A 17,834-nucleotide genomic window follows, 5' to 3' on the forward strand; every position below is an offset into this window, starting at 1 on the left:
CTAGCCTTAAGCCTATGTGACACCGGGCCCCTCTGGCGGTGAACCCTCACCGTGATGTCGGCGTCACTAAGTTGATGTTCAACTTAGGCGGACAACAGAGAGGGTCTATGACCGCTCTAGCGGATCTCTTCAGCAGTCCTTTTCTCGGCACCCCCAGCTGGTTCTGGCTAGCGTTCATCGGCATCGTCCTGGCGCTGCTGGTGTTCGACCTCGGTGTGCTGCATCGCGAGCAACATGAGATCGAAATCCGCGAGAGCCTGCTGCTCTACAGCGGCTACTTCAGCGTGGGCATGGCCTTCGGTGGCTGGGTCTGGTGGCAACTGGGGGCGACAGCGGCGCTGGAGTTCTACACCGGGTTTCTGGTCGAGCAATCGCTGTCGATGGATAACGTGTTCGTCATGGCGCTGATTTTAGGCTTCTTCGGCATTCCCCGGCGTTACCAGCACCGCGTGCTGTTCTGGGGCATTCTCGGGGTGATCGTGCTGCGCGCGCTGATGATCGGACTGGGTACCGCACTGGTGCAGCGGTTCGATTGGATGCTCTATCTGTTCGGGGCTTTCTTGCTGCTGACCGGCATCAAAATGCTCTTCAGCCGCGAGGAACAACACCCCGATCTGGCGCAAAACTTCATATTGAAATTTCTCCGCCGACATATTCGCATCACCGATGAGCTGCACGACGGGCGCTTTCTGGTGCGCCTGCGCGACCCTGCTAGCGGCAAGACGTTGCGTTATGCCACGCCACTGCTGCTGGCGTTAGTGCTGATCGAGCTGGCCGATTTGCTGTTCGCCGTGGACAGTGTGCCGGCGGTATTCGCCATCACCCAGGACCCGTTTATCGTCTACACCTCGAACATCTTCGCGATTCTCGGCTTACGCTCGCTGTATTTCGCCCTGGCGGCGCTGATGCATCGGTTCATTTACCTGAAATACGCCCTGGCACTGGTGCTGGTGTTCATCGGCGGAAAGATTTTTCTGCACGGTTTTATCGGCAAGATTCCAGCCCTGGTCTCGCTTAGCGTAACCTTTGGCCTACTGGCGGGGGGCGTGCTGTTGTCGCTGTTGAAAACCCGCAATCGCCCGATAAAGGACCGGCAAGGCAATTGAACAGAGTCGATATACAGATCGAACCGCTGCAGCACGGCGGCCGCCAGCTGTGGCAGGTACGCATGGGCCGCCGCGCCCTGACCTTCCAGGAAGAGCTGGCCGCGCGCGCCTTTGCCGCCCAGTTGCACATGCGCCTGAGCTGGCTGAGGCAGCAGAACCAACAGGATGATGATGCGGACCGCCGGCCGTCCTGAGTTTTCCGTAAAAAGCACAAGGCCCGCACGATGCGGGCCTTGTGGTTTGCGGCTGTTTCTATATGGAGTCAGCTGCTGACGCGGCAATGGCGCGTCAGGATCGCCAGCAAGCTGGTTCCTTCACAGGCTGCCTGATGCCAGAGGCTCTGTCGGCTTAGCGGCTGGCTTTCATCGCCTCACGCGACATGTATTTACCGATTTCGAACTTGCCGATCGCCGCGCGGTGCACTTCGTCCGGGCCGTCGGCCAGGCGCAGGGTGCGTTGCATGGCGTACCAGTAGGCCAGCGGGAAATCGTTGGAGACCCCGGCGCCACCATGGATCTGGATGGCACGGTCGATCACCTTGAGCGCGACGTTCGGCGCCACTACCTTGATCTGGGCGATTTCACTGGCGGCGATCTTGTTGCCGACGGTGTCCATCATGTACGCCGCATTCAGGGTCAGCAGGCGCGCCATGTTGATCTCCATGCGCGAGTCGGCGATGTGATCGATGTTACCGCCCAGACGGGCCAGCGGCTTGCCGAACGCGGTGCGGTTGACCGAGCGTTCGCACATCAGCTTCAGGGCACGCTCGGCCATGCCGATCGAGCGCATGCAGTGGTGGATGCGGCCTGGGCCGAGGCGACCCTGAGCGATCTCGAAACCACGGCCCTCGCCCAGTAGCACGCTCTCGTACGGCACCCGCACGTTCTCGAACAGTACTTCGGCGTGACCGTGCGGCGCATCGTCGTAGCCGAACACCGGCAGCGGCCGGACGACCTTGACGCCGGGTGCATCCATCGGCACCAGAATCATCGAGTGCTGCTGGTGGCGCGGGGCGTCCGGATTGGTCAGGCCCATGAAGATCATGATCTTGCAGCGTGGGTCGCAGGCGCCCGACGTCCACCATTTGCGCCCGTTGATCACCCACTCGTCGCCCTCACGCACGGCGCTGGCTTGCATATTGGTGGCGTCCGATGAAGCCACGCCCGGTTCGGTCATGGCGAAGGCCGAGCGAATCTCGCCACTCAGTAACGGCTTCAGCCATTGTTCCTTCTGCGCCTCATTGGCATAGCGCACCAATACTTCCATGTTACCGGTGTCCGGCGCGGCGCAGTTGAACGGCTCGGCACCGATCAGCGAGCTGCCCATGATTTCCGCCAGCGGCGCGTACTCGGTGTTAGTCAGACCCGCGCCGAGTTCGGATTCGGGCAGGAACAGGTTCCACAGCCCCTCGGCTTTCGCCTTGGCTTTCAGTTCTTCCATGATCGCGGTCGGCTGCCAGCGATCACCCTGATTGACCTGCTGCTCGAACACGGCCTCGGCCGGATAGACATGGGTCTCCATGAACGCGGTGACGCGTTCGCGCAGTTCCTGAACCTTTGGGGAGTAGGCGAAATCCATGGGAGCTACCTTCTGTCGGGTGTTTGGTGAGGTTTTTACAATGTGGAAATGATGCTAGAACAGCGATTAAGATTTATCTAACCTATTTTCACCGTGTATAAACATTCATCACCGATATATGATTCACTGATGCGGACAACCCCCGGAGCACGTGCGGAATGAATCTGAACAAGGTCGATCTCAACCTCTTTATCGTCTTCGACGCCATCTATACCGAGGCCAACCTGACCCGCGCCGGGCAGATCGTCGGCATCACCCAACCGGCGGTCTCCAACGCCCTGGCCAGGCTGCGCGAGACCTTCAACGACCCATTGTTCGTGCGTACCGCGCAGGGCATGGTGCCCACGCCGATGTCGCAGAACATCATCGGCCCGGTGCGCAGTGCCCTGCAGCAGTTGCGCATCTCCGTGCAGGAAAGCCGCACTTTCAACCCCGCCCAAGCGAACAAGACCTACCGCATCAGCATGACCGACCTTACCGAGGCGGTGATCCTGCCACCCTTATTCCAGCGCCTGCGTCGCCTGGCGCCGAATGTGATCATCGAAAGCATGCTCGCCCGCCGCCGCGAAACCACCAAGGAGCTGGCAGCCGGGCGCCTGGATTTCGCCGTCGATGCGCCGCTCAACATCGACCCGCAGGTGCGTCACGTCAAGCTGATGGAAGACCGCTACGTGTGCGCCCTGCGCCAGGGCCACCCGCTGGCGAAAGACAAGATCAGCCTGGAGGAATACCTGGCGCTGACTCATATCCATATATCCAGTCGCCGCAGCGGCCTCGGCTATGTCGACCTGGCGCTGGGCAAGATGGGCAAGCAGCGGAAGATCGCCCTGCGCTCGCAGCATTACCTGATGGCCACTACCGTGATGCAGAACACCGACATGTCGATGACCGTGCCGGTGCGTTTCGCCCGGCGTAACGATTTGCACTACATCGAACTGCCGGTGAACGACATCGCCCTCCAGGAAACCCATCTGTACTGGCATGAAAGCACCGACCAGGACCCGGCCAACCGCTGGATGCGCGAGCAGATCATCGAGATCTGCCAGCAGGTGACCACGCAGGAAAAGAAACTGGAAAAAGCCTCGGACTGAAGGATTCGGATCGCATAAAAAAACCCGCGCAGCGGGTTTTTTTATTGATGCCGGCGGCGATCAGGCGCTGTCGCGCAGCACCACTTCGAAACCGACATCGACTCGATGGCTGGGCGGTTGTTCGCCACGCATCAGGCTCATCAGCATCTCGGCCGCCAGTTCGCCGACCTTGCCGCGCGTGGTGCGCACCGTGGTCAGCGCCGGATGGACCCAGGCGGCGGCCGGCAGGTCGTTGAAGCCGGCGATGGCCAGACGCCCGGGCACCGCCAGATCGAGCTGGCGCGCACGGAACAAGGCGCCCAAGGCCAGGTCGTCGTTGTTGAAGAACACCGCATCGGTCTGCGGATGTTGCTCGAGCAAACGATCGAGCAGGTTGGCGCCCAAGCCAATGGAAGACAGCTCCGGGGTCAACAGCTCCAGCGCCGGGTTATGCCGGCCAGCCGCGCGCATCACCTGCCGATAGCCTTCGGCGCGTTGCAGGGTGCGTGGGTCGAGTTGCGCGGCGGCGAAGGCGATGTGCCGGTAGCCGCGCTCGATCAGCGCACGGGTCATGGCCGCGCCCGCCTCCAGCTGGGAAAAGCCGACGCAGTAGTCATCCACCGCGTCGCTCAGCTCCATCATGGTGACGATCGGCCCGCGGTAGCCGCCAAGAATTTCCCGCGCCGCATCACTGCGCTCGAAACCGGTGAGCAGCAGGCCCGCCGGTTGATGCGCGAGGTAAGCACGCAGCAAGCGTTCATCCTCCTCGGCACGGTAGTGGCTGACGCCGATCATGGTCTCGAAACCGGCCGGCATCAGCACCCGCTGGATGGCCTCGGCGGTGTCGACGAACACCGAGTTGGACAGCGACGGGATGATCACCGCGACCAGGTTGGAGCGCGAACTGGCCAACGCCCGGGCGGCCGAATGCGGCACATAGCCGAGCTGCTTGACTGCCTGCATCACCTGCTCGCGCAGCGCATCGGAGACCATCTCCGGTTGCGACAGCGCGCGCGAGGCGGACATCAGCGAGCAGCCGGCGGCACGTGCCACATCGGACAGGGTGACCCGTTCCGCGGAACGGCGACGACGTTGGCTCATGAGAACTTCCCTGAAAGGCGGCTGACAATTCTAACAGGGCACACTGGCCGGTTACCCGGCGCCAGCGTACCCGATGTGTCACTGCGCGGCTTTTTGCACTTCGACCTGCACCTGCTCGAACAACTCGGGGCCAACCGTGTCGACCACCTGCTGCAGCGCCGGTTGCGCCTTGTCGCGCATGCGTTGGATCTCCTCGGCGCTGATCTGGTTGACCTGCATGCCATTGGCTTGCAGCTGGGCCAGCGCCTTGGAGGCCTCGGCGCGGGTGTCCTGGCGTTCGAAGTCACGCGCCTTGATCGCCGCATCCATGAGGATGCCCTGCTCGGTCTGCGACAGGCCGTCCCACCAGCGCTTGGAGGCGGTGACTATCCACGGGCTGTACACGTGATTGGTCACGGTGAGGTACTTCTGCACCTCGTAGAACTTCGACGAGAGGATGGTGTTGAAGGGGTTCTCCTGACCGTCCACCGCCTTGGTTTCCAGTGCGGTGAACAGTTCGGAGAACGGCAGCGGTACGGCGTTGGCGCCCATCAGCTTGAAGGTTTCGAGGAACACCGGGTTGGGCATTACGCGCAGCTTGATCCCGGAAAACTCTTCCAGCTTGGTGATCGGCCGCACGTTGTTGGTCATGTTGCGGAAACCGTTCTCCCAGTACACCAGGCCAACCAGGCCCTTCTCCTCCAGCTTGTCCATGACCTGCCGACCGACCGGACCGTCCAGCACGGCATCGGCCTGTTGTTCGCTGGTGAACAGGAACGGCGTATCCCACACCGCCATTTCCTTGGTGATGCCGACCAGGGTGGCGGTCGAGCCGACCATCATTTCCTGGGCGCCACCGATCAGCGCGTTCTGCATCTGGTTGTCGGCGCCCAGGCTGGCGGCGCCGAAGGTGCGCATTTTCAGCTTGCCGTCGGAGGCCTTGGCGACTTCCTCGGCGAACAGCTTGGCGGCGCGGCCCTGGTTGCTGTCCTCGTTGAGGCCGTAACCGAAGCGAATCATCCGTGAGCGGACCTCATCGGCGTGGGCGCTGAGGCTGGCGAGGGGGCTGAGCAACATGGCGGCGGTCAGGCCGGTGATCAGAAAACGTCTCATGGGGCGGTACCTTTGTTGTTGTTGGATGAGGGATTGGGACGAACTTTGCCATCAGGCAAAAGCGGGCTTACCCCGACGCCTGCGCGCCGGGCGATACGCTCGGGCAGATGCTTTAGCGCAACCATGCCAACGGCAGCGTGACGATCTGCGGGAAGGCGATCAGCAGCAGCACGATGGCCAGGTAGATCAGGAAAAACGGCATCACTCCGCGCACCAGCACTTCCATGCGCAGCCGGCCGATGCCGGCGACCACATTGAGCACGGTGCCCACCGGAGGGGTGATTAATCCAATGGAGCCGATCAGCACGAACATCACGCCGAAGTACACCGGGTCGACCCCGGCCTTAACCGCAATCGGTGCCAGCACCGGGGCCAGGATGAGGATGGTCGGCGTCAGGTCGAGGACCATGCCCACCGCGATCATCAGCAACATGATCGCCGCCACCAACAGTTGCGGGTGGTTGGCCAGCGGGCCAAGCATGGCGGCGATCTCGTCCGGCAACTGCGCCAGGGTGACCATGTAGGCCGACACTGTGGCCGCGGCGCAAAGGAACATCACCGAGGCGGTGGTACGGCTGGCGCGGGTCATCGACTCGACCAGCGTGCTCCAGTTCAGCTCGCGGTACAGCAGGGTCGACACCGCCAGGGCGTAGACCGCCGCCACCACCGCCGCCTCGGTCGGGGTGAAGATGCCGAAGCGCAAACCGCCGACGATGATCACCGGCAGCATCAGCGCCGAAGCGCCGTCGACCAAGGCGGCCCGCCGCTCGGCCTTGCTCGCCTTGGGCGGCGTCGGCTCGGTGAAGCCCCGGGCGATCAGGGTCCAGGCGAAGATCAAGCCGCCGCCCATGATCAGCCCCGGCACCAGACCGGCCATGAACAACTGGCTGATCGAGGTGTTGGTCACCACGCCATAGATCACGAAGGGCATCGACGGCGGAATGATCGGCGCGATGATGCCGCCGGCCGCCACCAGCCCGGCCGAGGCATGCAGCGGATAACCGCGCTGACGCATCATCGGCAACAACAGGGTGGCCAAGGCCGCGGTGTCGGCCAGGGCCGAGCCGGACATGCTGGCCAACAGCACCGCGGCGGCGATGGCGACGAAGCCCAGACCGCCGCGCTTATGCCCGACATAGGCCTGGGCCATGGTGATGATGCGTTTGGATATGCCGCCGGCGTTCATCAGTTCGCCGGCGAGGATGAAGAACGGCACGGCCAGCAGCGGAAAGCTGTCGGCGCCGGCCAGCAGGTTCTGCGCCAGCAGCTGCACGTCCCAGAACTCCAGGTACCACATCAGCGCCGCGCCGGTGAGGATCAGGGCGAAGGCGATCGGCATGCCGAAGGCCATGAAACCCAGCAGGGAAGAAAGGAATACGGCGACAGTCATCAGCGGGTCCTCGGTGGGCGGTGCCCGGTGTTGTTATTGGAATAAGCGCAACGTGTATCGCGGCTCAATCGACGGTGACATTGGCCAGCGCAGCGGCCTGCGTCTGTGGCCGGCGCCAGACGTTGACCAGCTGCAGCAATGCCAGCAGCACCAGCACCGCCATGCAGGCCAGCACCGGCACCATCGCCAGGGCCAAGGGGTAGCCGACCACCGGACTGGAATTGCGCCAGCCGAACTGCACCTGCTGCCAGGCGCCCCAGGTCGACAGCCCGCTGGCAGCCGCCACCAGCAACCAACTGGCCGAATCGACCAGCCGTCGCACGGCCTGCGGAAAGCGGTCGCGGATCAGCGAGAACTGCATCAACTCGCCACGGCGCATGCTCGAGGCCACACCGACGAACACCAGCCAGACGAAAGCCAAGCGCGACAACTCCTCGGCGCCGGCCCAACCGGAATCGAAGGCGTAACGCAGCACCACGTTGCCGAACACCACCAGCACCATGAAGCCCATCAACAACGCCATCAGGTTATCGGTCAAACGGTCGAAGCCGCGCGCCAGGCCGCCGCCGTAAATCGGCGCGCCGGTGAGGTGAGCGCCGCCTTCACTGTTAGCGCTATCAAAGGACTGTGCAGAAAGATCCACCTGCTCGGCGATCTCAAGCTCCACGGTACTGCCACGCACCCAGGCGCAGACTTGTTCGACCACCGCGGCGCGGCTCTGCGCGGCGTCCACCGTCAGTACGCCGCGCTCGCCAACCGGGGCTTCGAGGGTGGCAAATTGGCTATCGACCAGCGAGGTCGGCATGAAATGCCCCGGACGCGCGCCGACGCGCTGCAAGGCGGTGGCGTGATCAATATGCAGGTGGGCAAACTGCAGTCCCTGCACGGCACTGCGTAACTGCTCGCGGTAGCTGCGCTTGAGCGCCGAACAGGCCAGCACGAAGCCTTCGTCGGCAAGTTGAGCAGCCTGCATCTCGGTGATCAGTGCATCCAGCCAATGCACGCGGTCGTCGTCGCTAAGCGGGATGCCGGCGCGCATGCGTTCGACGTTTTCCTGGGGATGAAACTGGTCGGCCTCGATATGCCGCCAGCCGAGTTTGGTGGCGACGGCCTGGCTGATGTCGCTCTTGCCGGAACCGCTGACACCCATCACCACCAGGGCGCGGTCAGCGGGCACTACGGCATGGGCAGAAAGGCGAGTATTCATCGATTCTCCAAAGCGCTATCAGGACTGCGCCATTTTTGTTTTGCCGAATGGTAGCGCTAACAAAGCTGTCCGACAACCCTGCAATTGCGACTGTTTGCAGGAACTGACGAAAGGTGTGTCTGCGGGTATAGCGCGCATGGCCAGCGCGAATAGACACGCCGCGCCTTGACGGGAGGGACTCGCGGCGCGTGCGAACAGTGCATGGCCGGGCCGTTCACGGGCGCTTGGTAAACCACGGATTACAAAGCGCCAGCCGCCCCTGTGGGAGCGGGCTTGCCCCCGATAGGCCTCCTAACCTATGACTGATCGCGGCCAAGGCCCCTTCCACAACATCGCGATCAGCTTTACCGCCTCACAGGCTGCGGGCGATCACCATCCGCTGTACGTCGCTGGTGCCTTCGTAGATCTGGCACACGCGCACGTCGCGGTAGATGCGTTCGACCGGGAAGTCCTTAAGGTAGCCATAGCCGCCGAGAGTCTGAATAGCCGCCGAACAGACCCGCTCGGCCATCTCCGAGGCGAACAGTTTGGCCATCGAGGCCTCGGTCAGGCACGGCAAGCCGGCTTCGCGCAGGCTGGCGGCGTGATGCACCATCTGCCGCGCCACGGCTATCTCGGTGGCCATGTCGGCCAGGCGGAAGGCCACCGCCTGGTGCTCGATAATCGGCTTGCCGAAGGTCTGCCGTTCATGGGCGTAATCGCGCGCCGCCTCGAAGGCCGCGCGGGCCATGCCGACGGACTGCGCGGCGATGCCGATGCGTCCGCCTTCCAGATTGCCCAGGGCGATGCGATAGCCCTCGCCCTCCTCGCCCAGGCGCAGGCTGGCAGGAAGGCGCAAGTCGTCGAACTGGATCTGGCAGGTGTCCGAGGCGTGCTGGCCGAGTTTCTCCTCGACCCGCACCACCGAATAACCGGGGCTGTCGGTGGGCACGATAAAGGCGCTGATGCCCTTCTTGCCGGCCGCCGGATCGGTCACCGCGAAGACGATGACCATGCCCGCATGACTGCCGGAGGTGATGAACTGCTTGCTGCCGTTCAATACATAGTGGTCGCCATCACGGCGCGCGCGGGTGCGCAGGTCGCTGGCGTCCGAGCCAGCCTGGGGTTCGGTGAGGGCGAAGGCGCCGAGCATCTTGCCCTCGGCTAGGGGACGCAGGAAGCGCTGCTTCTGTTCGTCGCTGCCGAATTTGAGGACCGGCATGCAGCCCACCGAATTGTGCACGCTCATGATGGTCGAGCAGGCGCCATCGCCAGCGGCAATCTCCTCCAGGGCCATGGCGTAGGCCAGGTGGCCGGTCTGCGCGCCGCCCCACTGTTCCGGCACCAGCATGCCCATGAAGCCCAGTTCGGCCATCTCGGCCAGGGCCTCGGCGGGAAAACGATGCTCGCGATCCCAGTCGGCGGCGAACGGCTTCAGCCGTTCCTGGGCGAACTGGCGGGCCATGTCGCGGATCTGCAGTTCTTCTTCGGATGGAATCATTGTCGATCTCCCAGCAAACAATTTGATTTCGCCCTAGTCGCCTACAGAGGCGAGTGGCACCTACAGCAGTTCGATGGCCATGGCCGTGGCTTCGCCGCCGCCGATGCACAGCGAGGCGATACCGCGCTTGAGGTCACGCTGACGCAGGGCATTGAGCAGGGTCACCAGTACCCGCGCTCCCGAGGCACCGATCGGGTGGCCGAGGGCGCAGGCGCCGCCATATACGTTGACTTTGTCGTGAGGGATATCCAGGTCACGCATGGCCGCCATCGGCACCACGGCGAAGGCCTCGTTGATCTCGAACAGGTCGACCTCGCTCAGCGCCCAGCCGGTACGACTCATCAAGCGCTGCACGGCGCCGACCGGCGCGGTGGCGAACAAATTCGGCGCATGGGCGAAGCTGGCGTGCCCACGGATCGCCGCCAACGGCGTCATGCCGCGCCGCTCGGCTTCGGACAGGCGCATCAGCAGCAACGCGGCGGCGCCGTCGGAGATCGAGCTGGCGTTGGCCGCGGTCACCGTACCGCCCTCGCGGAACGCCGGCTTTAGCGTGGCAATCTTGTCCGGGCGCGCCTTGGGCGGCTGCTCGTCGCTGTCGATCAGACACAGCTCGCGGCCGACCTTGGCCTCGACCGCGACTATCTCGGCGGCGAAGCGACCCTCGTTCATGGCCTGCTGCGCACGGGTCAGCGAGGCGATGGCGAAGGCGTCCTGCTGTTCGCGAGTGAAACCATAGGTCTCGGCGCAGTCCTCGGCGAAAGTGCCCATCAGGCGACCCTTGTCGTAGGCGTCTTCCAGGCCATCGAGGAACATATGGTCGAGCACCTGGCCGTGGCCCATGCGGTAACCACTGCGCGCCCGCTCCAACAGATAGGGCGCGTTGGACATGCTCTCCATGCCGCCGACGACCACCACTTCGGCGCTGCCGGCGAGCAGCAGGTCGTGGCCGAGCATCGCCGCCTTCATCCCCGAGCCGCACATCTTGTTCAGCGTCGAGCACGGCGTGCCCTGACTCAGACCCGCACCGAGCGCCGCCTGACGCGCCGGCGCCTGGCCCTGACCGGCCTGCAGCACGCAGCCCATGATCACCTCGTCCACCGCATCCGGCGCCAGGCCTGCACGCTCGAGGGTGGCACGGATTGCCGCAGCGCCAAGCTGCGCTGCGCTGACATTGTTGAAGTCGCCGAGGAAGCCGCCCATCGGCGTGCGTGCGGCGCTGACGATGACCACCGGATCGTGTTGACTGCTCATATGTTCTGCCCTCTTCGCTGGGTTTCGCTGCGCTCTACCCAGCCTACATATATAGCCCGGGAGGTAAAAATCTCGGGCACTCACATTAGTTGGACCGCGTTATTTCGCCGCCATGCGCAAGGCGCCATCCAGACGGATGACCTCACCGTTGAGCATGGGGTTCTCGATGATGTGCCGCACCAGGGCGGCGTACTCGTCCGGGCGGCCCAGGCGCGGCGGGAATGGCACGTTGGCCGCCAGGGAATCGCGCACCTCCTGCGGCATGCCGGCCATCATCGGCGTCTCGAAGATGCCCGGGGCGATGCACATCACGCGGATGCCCGAGCGTGCCAGGTCGCGCGCCGCCGGCAGGGTCAGGGCGGCCACGCCGCCCTTGGAAGCCGCATAGGCCGCCTGGCCCATCTGCCCGTCGAAGGCGGCAACCGAGGCGGTGTTGACGATCACCCCGCGTTCGCCCTCCGCGTTCGCCTCGCCCTGGGCCATGGCCTCGGCGGCCAGGCGCAGCATGTTGAAGCTGCCGACCAGGTTGATCTGGATCACCCGACTGAAGCTGTCCAGGCCATGGGCGCCGTTACGCCCGAGAATTTTCTCCGCCGGCGCGACTCCGGCGCAGTTGACCAAGCCGTGCAGGCCGCCGAAGGCCTCCAGCGCCGCGGCCACCGCGCGGCGACCATCCTCCTCACGGGTGATATCGGTCTGCACGAAGCGCGCTTGGGCGCCCAACTCCGCGGCGCGCGCCGCTCCGGCCTCGGCGTTGATGTCGGCCAGCAGCACCTGGCCGCCGTGCTCGATCAGCGCACGGGCAGTGGCCAGGCCCAAGCCGGAACTACCACCCGTGATTAGAAATACCCGGTCTTCGATACGCATGTTTGTGGTTCCTTGTTCAGTTAGCGGCCGCCTGGGCCTTGGCGATCTCCTGGTTGCGCAGAAGGAAGCGCTGGATCTTGCCGCTCGGAGTCTTCGGCAGCTCACCGACGAATTCGATCTCGCGCGGATAGGCATGCGCCGACAGGCGCTTGCGCACATGCTGTTTGAGCTCCTCGGCCAGTGCGGCGTCGGCGCGAAATTGCGGCTGCAGGACCACGAAGGCCTTGACCAGCTCGGTGCGCTCCGGGTCCGGTTTACCGATCACCGCCGCCTCGATCACCGCGGGGTGCTCGATCAGCGCGCTCTCCACGTCGAACGGGCCGACCCGGTAGCCGGAGGTGGTGATCACGTCGTCGCTACGGCCGACGAAGCTGATGCTGCCGTCCTCGTTCAGCTCGACGGTATCGCCGCTGAGGTAGTAGTCGCCGACGAAGGCCTTGGTCGGCATGTTCTGGTAGCCGGGGAACCAGAACAGCGGCGAACGCGGCCGGTCCAGCGCCAGAATGCCCGGCTGGCCAGCAGGCAGTTCGCGCTGCTGTTCGTCCAGCACCACCACGCGGTGCCCGGGAATGGCGAAACCGGCGGCGCCAAGGCGTACCGGGTGGGCCAGCGCATGGTGGTTGCACAGCACCATGCCCAGTTCGGTCTGGCCGTAGTGGTCGTGAATGGTCACGTCGAGACCGGCCTCGAACCAGCGGATCACCTCCGGGGTCAGCGGTTCGCCGGCGCTGCTGACTGCGCGCAGGCGGCCCTTGAGCAGGGGTTCGACCTGCTCCCTGGCGGCCAGCAGCAGGCGGTAGGCCGTTGGCGAGCCGGCCAGGTTGCTGATTCCGTACTTGCGGATGATCCAGCAGGTGCTCTCTACCGTGAACGCCCCTTCGTAGAAGGTGGTCGGGTGGCCCATGGCCAGGGGCCCGGTCACCGCGTAATAGAGGCCATAGGCCCAACCGGGGTCGGCCAGGTTCCAGAACGCGTCCTCGGGGCGTAGGTCCACCGCATCGCGCAAATAGCCGACGAACGCCAGGATCGCCTTGAGCGGTACCGGCACCGGCTTGGCCAGGCCGGTGGTACCGGAGGTGAACATCATCAGGAAGGGATCATCGATCCCGCGCATGACAGGCTCAAACTCGGCCGAATAACGCTCCAGCTCGGCCCAGAAACTGAAGTCGCCGCGCTGGATGCCCTGGCCCTTGGCGCCGGCGACCGTGATCATCAGCGGCGCACCCTCGACCTCGTCGAGCTTGCCGCGATTGGCCGCATCGCTCACCACCATCTTGGCACCTGAGCTGTTTAGCCGATGCTCGATGGCCTTGGGGCCGAAGGCGGTGAACAGCGGCTGGTACACCGCCCCCAGGCGCCAGGTGCCGAGGATGGTGATCAGCAGCTCGACGTTGCGCGGCAGCAGCCCCGCCACGCAGTCGCCGGGGCGCACGCCCTGGGCGTGGAGGAAGTTGGCGAAGCGCGCTGCCTGCGCCTGCAGCTCAGAGAAGGTGTAGCTGGCACTGCTGCCGTCGCGACCTTCCCAGAACAACGCGATGCGCCCCGGCAAGGCATGCCGGTCGCAGCATTCGACGCAGGCATTGAGGGCCTCGAGGGAACCCGTCAGGGTAGTGGCGGCGACATTCGAATAATCGAACTCGCGGGCAGCGGTCAGGTAATCGCGCATCGGGGTGACTCCCGGTTATTGTTGTCTGGAGTAACCCGAATAGTCGTGGCACGAGCCTCTTGCGGCAATGTCGACAGGCGTCAATCGGGCTGAGCGTTTTGGACAACCGGGCTTATTCCGTGGGCGGCAGCTCGGGGTGGATCAGCGCGCGGTACTGCCCCGGTGTGGTCCCGGTCCACTTCTTGAACGCCTTGTAGAAAGCACTGGTGTCGGCGAAACCCAGCTCCAGGGCCAGCTCGGCGAAATGCCCCTCGGTACGATCCAGGTGGGCAATGGCCAGGTCACGGCGCACCTGGTCCTTGAGCCCCCGGTAGGACTGCCCCTCCAGCGCCAGCTTGCGGCGCAGGGTCGAGGAGGCCATGAAGTAGTGACTGGAGAGTGCCTCCAGGTCCGGCCAGCGCTCGGCGTTGAGGCTGCGCAAGTAGGCCTTGATCCGCGCCGTATGGCTCTGCGGGTCGCGGTACCTGACCAGGATGTTGGCCGGCGCACCGGCGAGAAAGCGCTTGAGCTCGCGCTCGCTGCGGCGTATCGGCAACTCCAGGCAGTCGGCATTGAATAGCAAGCGACTCTGTGCGCGGGCGAAGCGCAGGTTGCTGGTGAACATCACCCGATAATCCTCGACATAGTCCGGCGCCTGGCAGCGCAACTCGGCCGAGAGGATGGGAATGCGCCGGCCCAGCAGCCAGCAGGCCAGGCCGTGCACGATCATCCACAGGGTGAAACAGCCGAAGGCGCGACAGGCCTGCCCCTCAGGCTGGTCCAGCGCGATGGCCGCCAGGCCGCCCTGGCGCTCCAGGCGTGGAGCCAGACCGTCGAACACCAGGTCGAGAAAGCTCAAGGCACTGTCGAGCGCCGCACCCAGGGTCGGTTCCTGCAGTGCCACCCGGGCCATAAAGGCGAAGCTGCCGACCTTCATTCGCCGTGGGTTGATGCCGAAGAATTCGTCGTCCATCGCCTGCGCCAGCAGGCGCCAGAGCCGCGCGTAGGCCTGCGCGGGCACCCGCGCCTGGGCCTTGCCGAACAGCTCGGCGGCGATGCCCGCCTGGGCCAGCAACTCGCTGTCGTCCAGGCCCCGTGCCCGCCATTCGCGCAGGGCCTCATCCACCAGCCTGAGCGAGATGGTGCCTTTCTCGACCACAGTGTCGGTCATGCCGTCCTCATGGCCATCAGGACGCGGCCTGCTCCAACTCCGCCAGCATCAGCTCACGCATGCGAAACTTCTGCACCTTGCCGGTCACGGTCATGGGGAACTGGTCGACGAACTTGAAGTAGCGCGGCACCTTGAAGTGGGCGATGTTGGCCTTGCAGTACGCCCGCAGCTGCTCGGCGTCACAGGCCTGGCCGGCGTGCAGGATTACCCACACGGCGATCTCTTCGCCGTACTTGGCATCCGGCACGCCAATCACCTGCACGTCGGCCACCGCCGGATGGCCGAAGAGGAACTCCTCGATCTCCCGAGGGTAGATGTTCTCGCCGCCGCGAATGATCATGTCCTTGCTGCGCCCGACTATGCATACGTAGCCTTGCTCGTCCATCACCGCCAGGTCGCCGCTGTGCATCCAGCGCCCCGCATCGATGGCCTCGGCCGTGGCCTGCGGGTTGTTCCAGTAGCCGAGCATCACGCTGTAGCCGCGGGTGCACAGCTCGCCGGTCTGGCCGCGCGGCAGGATGCGCCCCTCGCTGTCGACTATCTTGCTCTCCAGTTGCGGCTGGGTGCGGCCGACGCTGGTTACCCGCAGTTCCAGCGGGTCGTCGGCGGCCGTCTGCAGCGACACCGGGCTGGTCTCGGTCATGCCGTAGGCGATCTGTACCTCGCTCATGTGCATCTCGTCGATCACCCGCTTCATTACCTCGATCGGACAGGTGGCGCCGGCCATGATCCCGCTGCGCAGGCTGGACAGGTCGAACTCCTTGCGGCGTGGATGATCCAGTTCGGCGATGAACATGGTCGGTACGCCATACAGTACCGTGCCCTTCTCCTCGGCCACGGTCAGCAAGGTCGCTTCCGGCTCGAAGCTCGGCGCCGGGTAGATCATGGTGCTGCCGTGGGTCAGGCAGCCGAGGTTGCCCATCACCATGCCGAAGCAGTGGTACAGCGGCACCGGAATCACCAGGCGGTCGTACTCGGTCAGAGCCAGGCTCGCGCCAACCATGTAACCGTTGTTGAGGATGTTGTAGTGGCTGAGGGTCGCGCCCTTGGGCGAGCCGGTGGTGCCGGAGGTGTACTGGATATTGATCGGCTCATCGAACTGCAGCAGCGCTTGGCGCTCGGCCAGCTGCGCCGGGCTGACACCCGCGGCAAGGCCCGACAATTGCTGCCAGCAGAGGAACCCGGCCGGCGCCTGCGCGGCCAGGCTGATGACTCCGCGCAACTCCGGCAGACGCGTGCTGTGCAGTTCGCCCGGCTGACTGGCGGCCAGCTCCGGCAATAGCTGCACCAGCATGGCGTGGTAATCGGAGGTCTTGAAGGCGTCGGCGCTGACCAGCCAGCGGCAGCCGGAATGCTTCAGCGCGTAGTCCAGCTCGGTGCCGCGATAGGCCGGATTGATGTTGACCAGGATCGCGCCGATCTTGGCGCTGGCAAACTGAGTGATGCACCACTCGGCGCAGTTCGGCGCCCAGATGCCGACCCGGTCACCGACCTGCACGCCCAATGCCAGCAAGCCACGGGCGCAGCTGTCGACCTGCTCGGCCAACTGCGCCCAGCTGTAACGCAGCTGCTGGTGACGCACCACCAGGGCTTCGCGCTCGGCAAATCGCGCGACCGTGGCGTCGAACGCCGCGCCTATGGTCATGGCCAGCAGAGGTTTGTCTTGCGGGCCACGGGTATAGCTGAGATGACTCATGGGGTGCCCCTTCTTGTGCTTGTAGTGGGATTCACTCAGAACCGCTGATCCAGCTGCACGTTCAGCAGCATTTACGGTGTACTGGAAATTTACGTTGACGTTAACGTAAAGCATGCGTTTTTAACTGTCCAGTACCGCTAAGGTCGAATAGCGTTGGGCAAATGAACACTCCCGGGACTGAGCCAAAGCGCTGAACCGCCACCGTCCACGCTGGCGCCGTCTTGATAGACTCTCGCAGCCCCTGGGTGCTCGGCAAAGCCCCCAACACTTTGCCAAACTGTGACTGAACTGAGCGGTAGCAGGTCAAGCATTCCGCACAGTGCCCTGTGCATGACAGCCCACATGAGGAGAGTGCGATGGCAATATATCTCGATCACTTTATGGTGCCGTCTCGCAACAAGGTGGCTGCGGCGAAGCTGCTTGCGGATATTCTCGGGGTTTCCTGGGCAGAGACAGGCGTAGGGCCATTCTGCCCCGTGTACATAAACGATGGATTGACCCTCGACTTCGATGAAACGAGCGAACCCTTCCCCATCCACCACTACTGCTTCCGAGCAGCGCCAGACGAGTTCAATATCATTCTCAAGCGGCTCAAGGCCGCTGGAATAAAATACCGCAGCAGCCCTCACGGAGCGGTCGATATGCAGATCAACACAGCGCATGGCGGCAGCATCGTTTACTGGAGTGAGCCCGACGGTCATATATGGGAACTGCTGACAGTCAGCTATGCGCGTGCGACTCAGCCCTAGCCTCGGCTGCCCTTGTCGACACAGAGATAAACTCCTGCCACTCAACGAGCGCGGCTACGGCGTGGGTTCCAATTCTGACCAGGCCGCCGGTGAGTTCGCCGGCATCGCATGGCTCGTCGACGCCTTTACGCCAACATGGATACGTTTCCCGAGGCGGGAAAACCAGAACAATACACCCGCAAGATTTAGCCGAATCGCGCAGAAAAAACTGAGGTATTTTGCGGCGGATGGCTGGCGGCGCAAACTTTATGCGCAGCACTTTGCGGCAATCAACATTCCTGACTTTCACAGGCATTCTGCCGTTGGCGATGCCGAACGTGGCGCGTGGCCGCTGCGTGCGGATTCCACGACACTTGGACACTCAGCCCACGATCATTTGGACACTCGTTCCATGCTCACTTGGACACCTGATCCACGTCCACTTGGACAGG

At 64.0% G+C, this 17,834-nt stretch carries 15 protein-coding genes and 1 pseudogene; 5 read left to right on the top strand and 11 right to left on the bottom strand.

Translation table 11 applies throughout. The features are described from left to right. Positions 1-107 precede the first annotated feature (107 nt). The gene (locus FBY03_RS19200; RefSeq protein ID WP_147173958.1) at positions 108-1,106 is read left to right on the top strand and encodes a TerC family protein; all 999 of its coding nucleotides are present in this window, start codon (positions 108-110) and stop codon (positions 1,104-1,106) included. Beyond that, entirely contained in the window at positions 1,103-1,300 is a 198-nt protein-coding gene (locus FBY03_RS19205) for a hypothetical protein (protein ID WP_147173959.1), read from the top strand. The genes FBY03_RS19200 and FBY03_RS19205 overlap by 4 nt, the downstream gene beginning before the upstream one ends. A gap of 154 nt (positions 1,301-1,454) precedes the next feature. Here the strand turns inward: FBY03_RS19205 and FBY03_RS19210 are convergent, their stop codons facing one another. Further along, the gene (locus FBY03_RS19210) at positions 1,455-2,684 is read right to left on the bottom strand and encodes an acyl-CoA dehydrogenase (protein ID WP_147173960.1); all 1,230 of its coding nucleotides are present in this window, start codon (positions 2,682-2,684) and stop codon (positions 1,455-1,457) included. 158 nt (positions 2,685-2,842) lie between these two features. Between FBY03_RS19210 and FBY03_RS19215 the strand changes: the two genes are divergently transcribed. After that, a complete protein-coding gene (locus FBY03_RS19215; RefSeq protein WP_147173961.1) occupies positions 2,843-3,775 on the top strand; it encodes a LysR family transcriptional regulator in 933 nt (310 codons plus the stop codon). Positions 3,776-3,835: 60 nt separating this feature from the next. On the opposite strand, the gene FBY03_RS19220 is transcribed toward FBY03_RS19215, so the two are convergent. The 10 genes from FBY03_RS19220 to FBY03_RS19265 form a co-directional block, all read right to left on the bottom strand. Then, positions 3,836-4,855, bottom strand: a complete 1,020-nt coding sequence (locus FBY03_RS19220) for a LacI family DNA-binding transcriptional regulator (protein ID WP_147173962.1) — start codon at positions 4,853-4,855, stop codon at positions 3,836-3,838. Between the two features lie 78 nt (positions 4,856-4,933). Continuing rightward, positions 4,934-5,947 (bottom strand): TRAP transporter substrate-binding protein, encoded by a 1,014-nt coding sequence (locus tag FBY03_RS19225; RefSeq protein ID WP_147173963.1) that lies wholly within the window; start codon positions 5,945-5,947, stop codon positions 4,934-4,936. A 112-nt stretch (positions 5,948-6,059) separates the two neighbouring features. Continuing rightward, positions 6,060-7,337 (bottom strand): TRAP transporter large permease, encoded by a 1,278-nt coding sequence (locus tag FBY03_RS19230; RefSeq protein ID WP_147173964.1) that lies wholly within the window; start codon positions 7,335-7,337, stop codon positions 6,060-6,062. A 64-nt stretch (positions 7,338-7,401) separates the two neighbouring features. Continuing rightward, the gene (locus tag FBY03_RS19235) at positions 7,402-8,544 is read right to left on the bottom strand and encodes a gluconokinase, GntK/IdnK-type (RefSeq protein WP_371920792.1); all 1,143 of its coding nucleotides are present in this window, start codon (positions 8,542-8,544) and stop codon (positions 7,402-7,404) included. Positions 8,545-8,896: 352 nt separating this feature from the next. Next, positions 8,897-10,024 carry an acyl-CoA dehydrogenase family protein gene (locus FBY03_RS19240; protein ID WP_147173965.1) on the bottom strand — a complete coding sequence of 376 codons (1,128 nt, stop codon included), beginning with the start codon at positions 10,022-10,024 and terminating at the stop codon, positions 8,897-8,899. A gap of 60 nt (positions 10,025-10,084) precedes the next feature. Beyond that, complete coding sequence (locus FBY03_RS19245) at positions 10,085-11,275, bottom strand: acetyl-CoA C-acyltransferase (protein ID WP_147173966.1); 1,191 nt, start codon at positions 11,273-11,275, stop codon at positions 10,085-10,087. A 99-nt stretch (positions 11,276-11,374) separates the two neighbouring features. Beyond that, positions 11,375-12,142 (bottom strand): 3-hydroxyacyl-CoA dehydrogenase, encoded by a 768-nt coding sequence (locus FBY03_RS19250; RefSeq protein ID WP_147173967.1) that lies wholly within the window; start codon positions 12,140-12,142, stop codon positions 11,375-11,377. A gap of 16 nt (positions 12,143-12,158) precedes the next feature. Beyond that, on the bottom strand, positions 12,159-13,808 hold the full coding sequence (locus FBY03_RS19255) for an acyl-CoA synthetase (protein ID WP_147173968.1): 1,650 nt from the start codon (positions 13,806-13,808) through the stop codon (positions 12,159-12,161). Positions 13,809-13,920: 112 nt separating this feature from the next. Next, the gene (locus FBY03_RS19260) at positions 13,921-14,958 is read right to left on the bottom strand and encodes an AraC family transcriptional regulator (RefSeq protein WP_147173969.1); all 1,038 of its coding nucleotides are present in this window, start codon (positions 14,956-14,958) and stop codon (positions 13,921-13,923) included. Positions 14,959-14,974: 16 nt separating this feature from the next. After that, positions 14,975-16,654: an AMP-binding protein gene (locus tag FBY03_RS19265; RefSeq protein WP_147173970.1), complete on the bottom strand. Its 1,680-nt coding sequence runs from the start codon at positions 16,652-16,654 to the stop codon at positions 14,975-14,977. A gap of 356 nt (positions 16,655-17,010) precedes the next feature. Here FBY03_RS19265 and FBY03_RS19270 point away from each other — a divergent pair, with 356 nt between their 5' ends. Continuing rightward, positions 17,011-17,403 carry a VOC family protein gene (locus FBY03_RS19270; RefSeq protein WP_147173971.1) on the top strand — a complete coding sequence of 131 codons (393 nt, stop codon included), beginning with the start codon at positions 17,011-17,013 and terminating at the stop codon, positions 17,401-17,403. 61 nt (positions 17,404-17,464) lie between these two features. Beyond that, positions 17,465-17,834, top strand: a pseudogene (locus tag FBY03_RS23140) (hypothetical protein); the annotation flags it as partial.

Origin of the sequence: Pseudomonas sp. SJZ079, from assembly GCF_007993865.1 — a bacterium.
In the GTDB taxonomy this organism is placed as follows: Bacteria; Pseudomonadota; Gammaproteobacteria; order Pseudomonadales; family Pseudomonadaceae; genus Aquipseudomonas.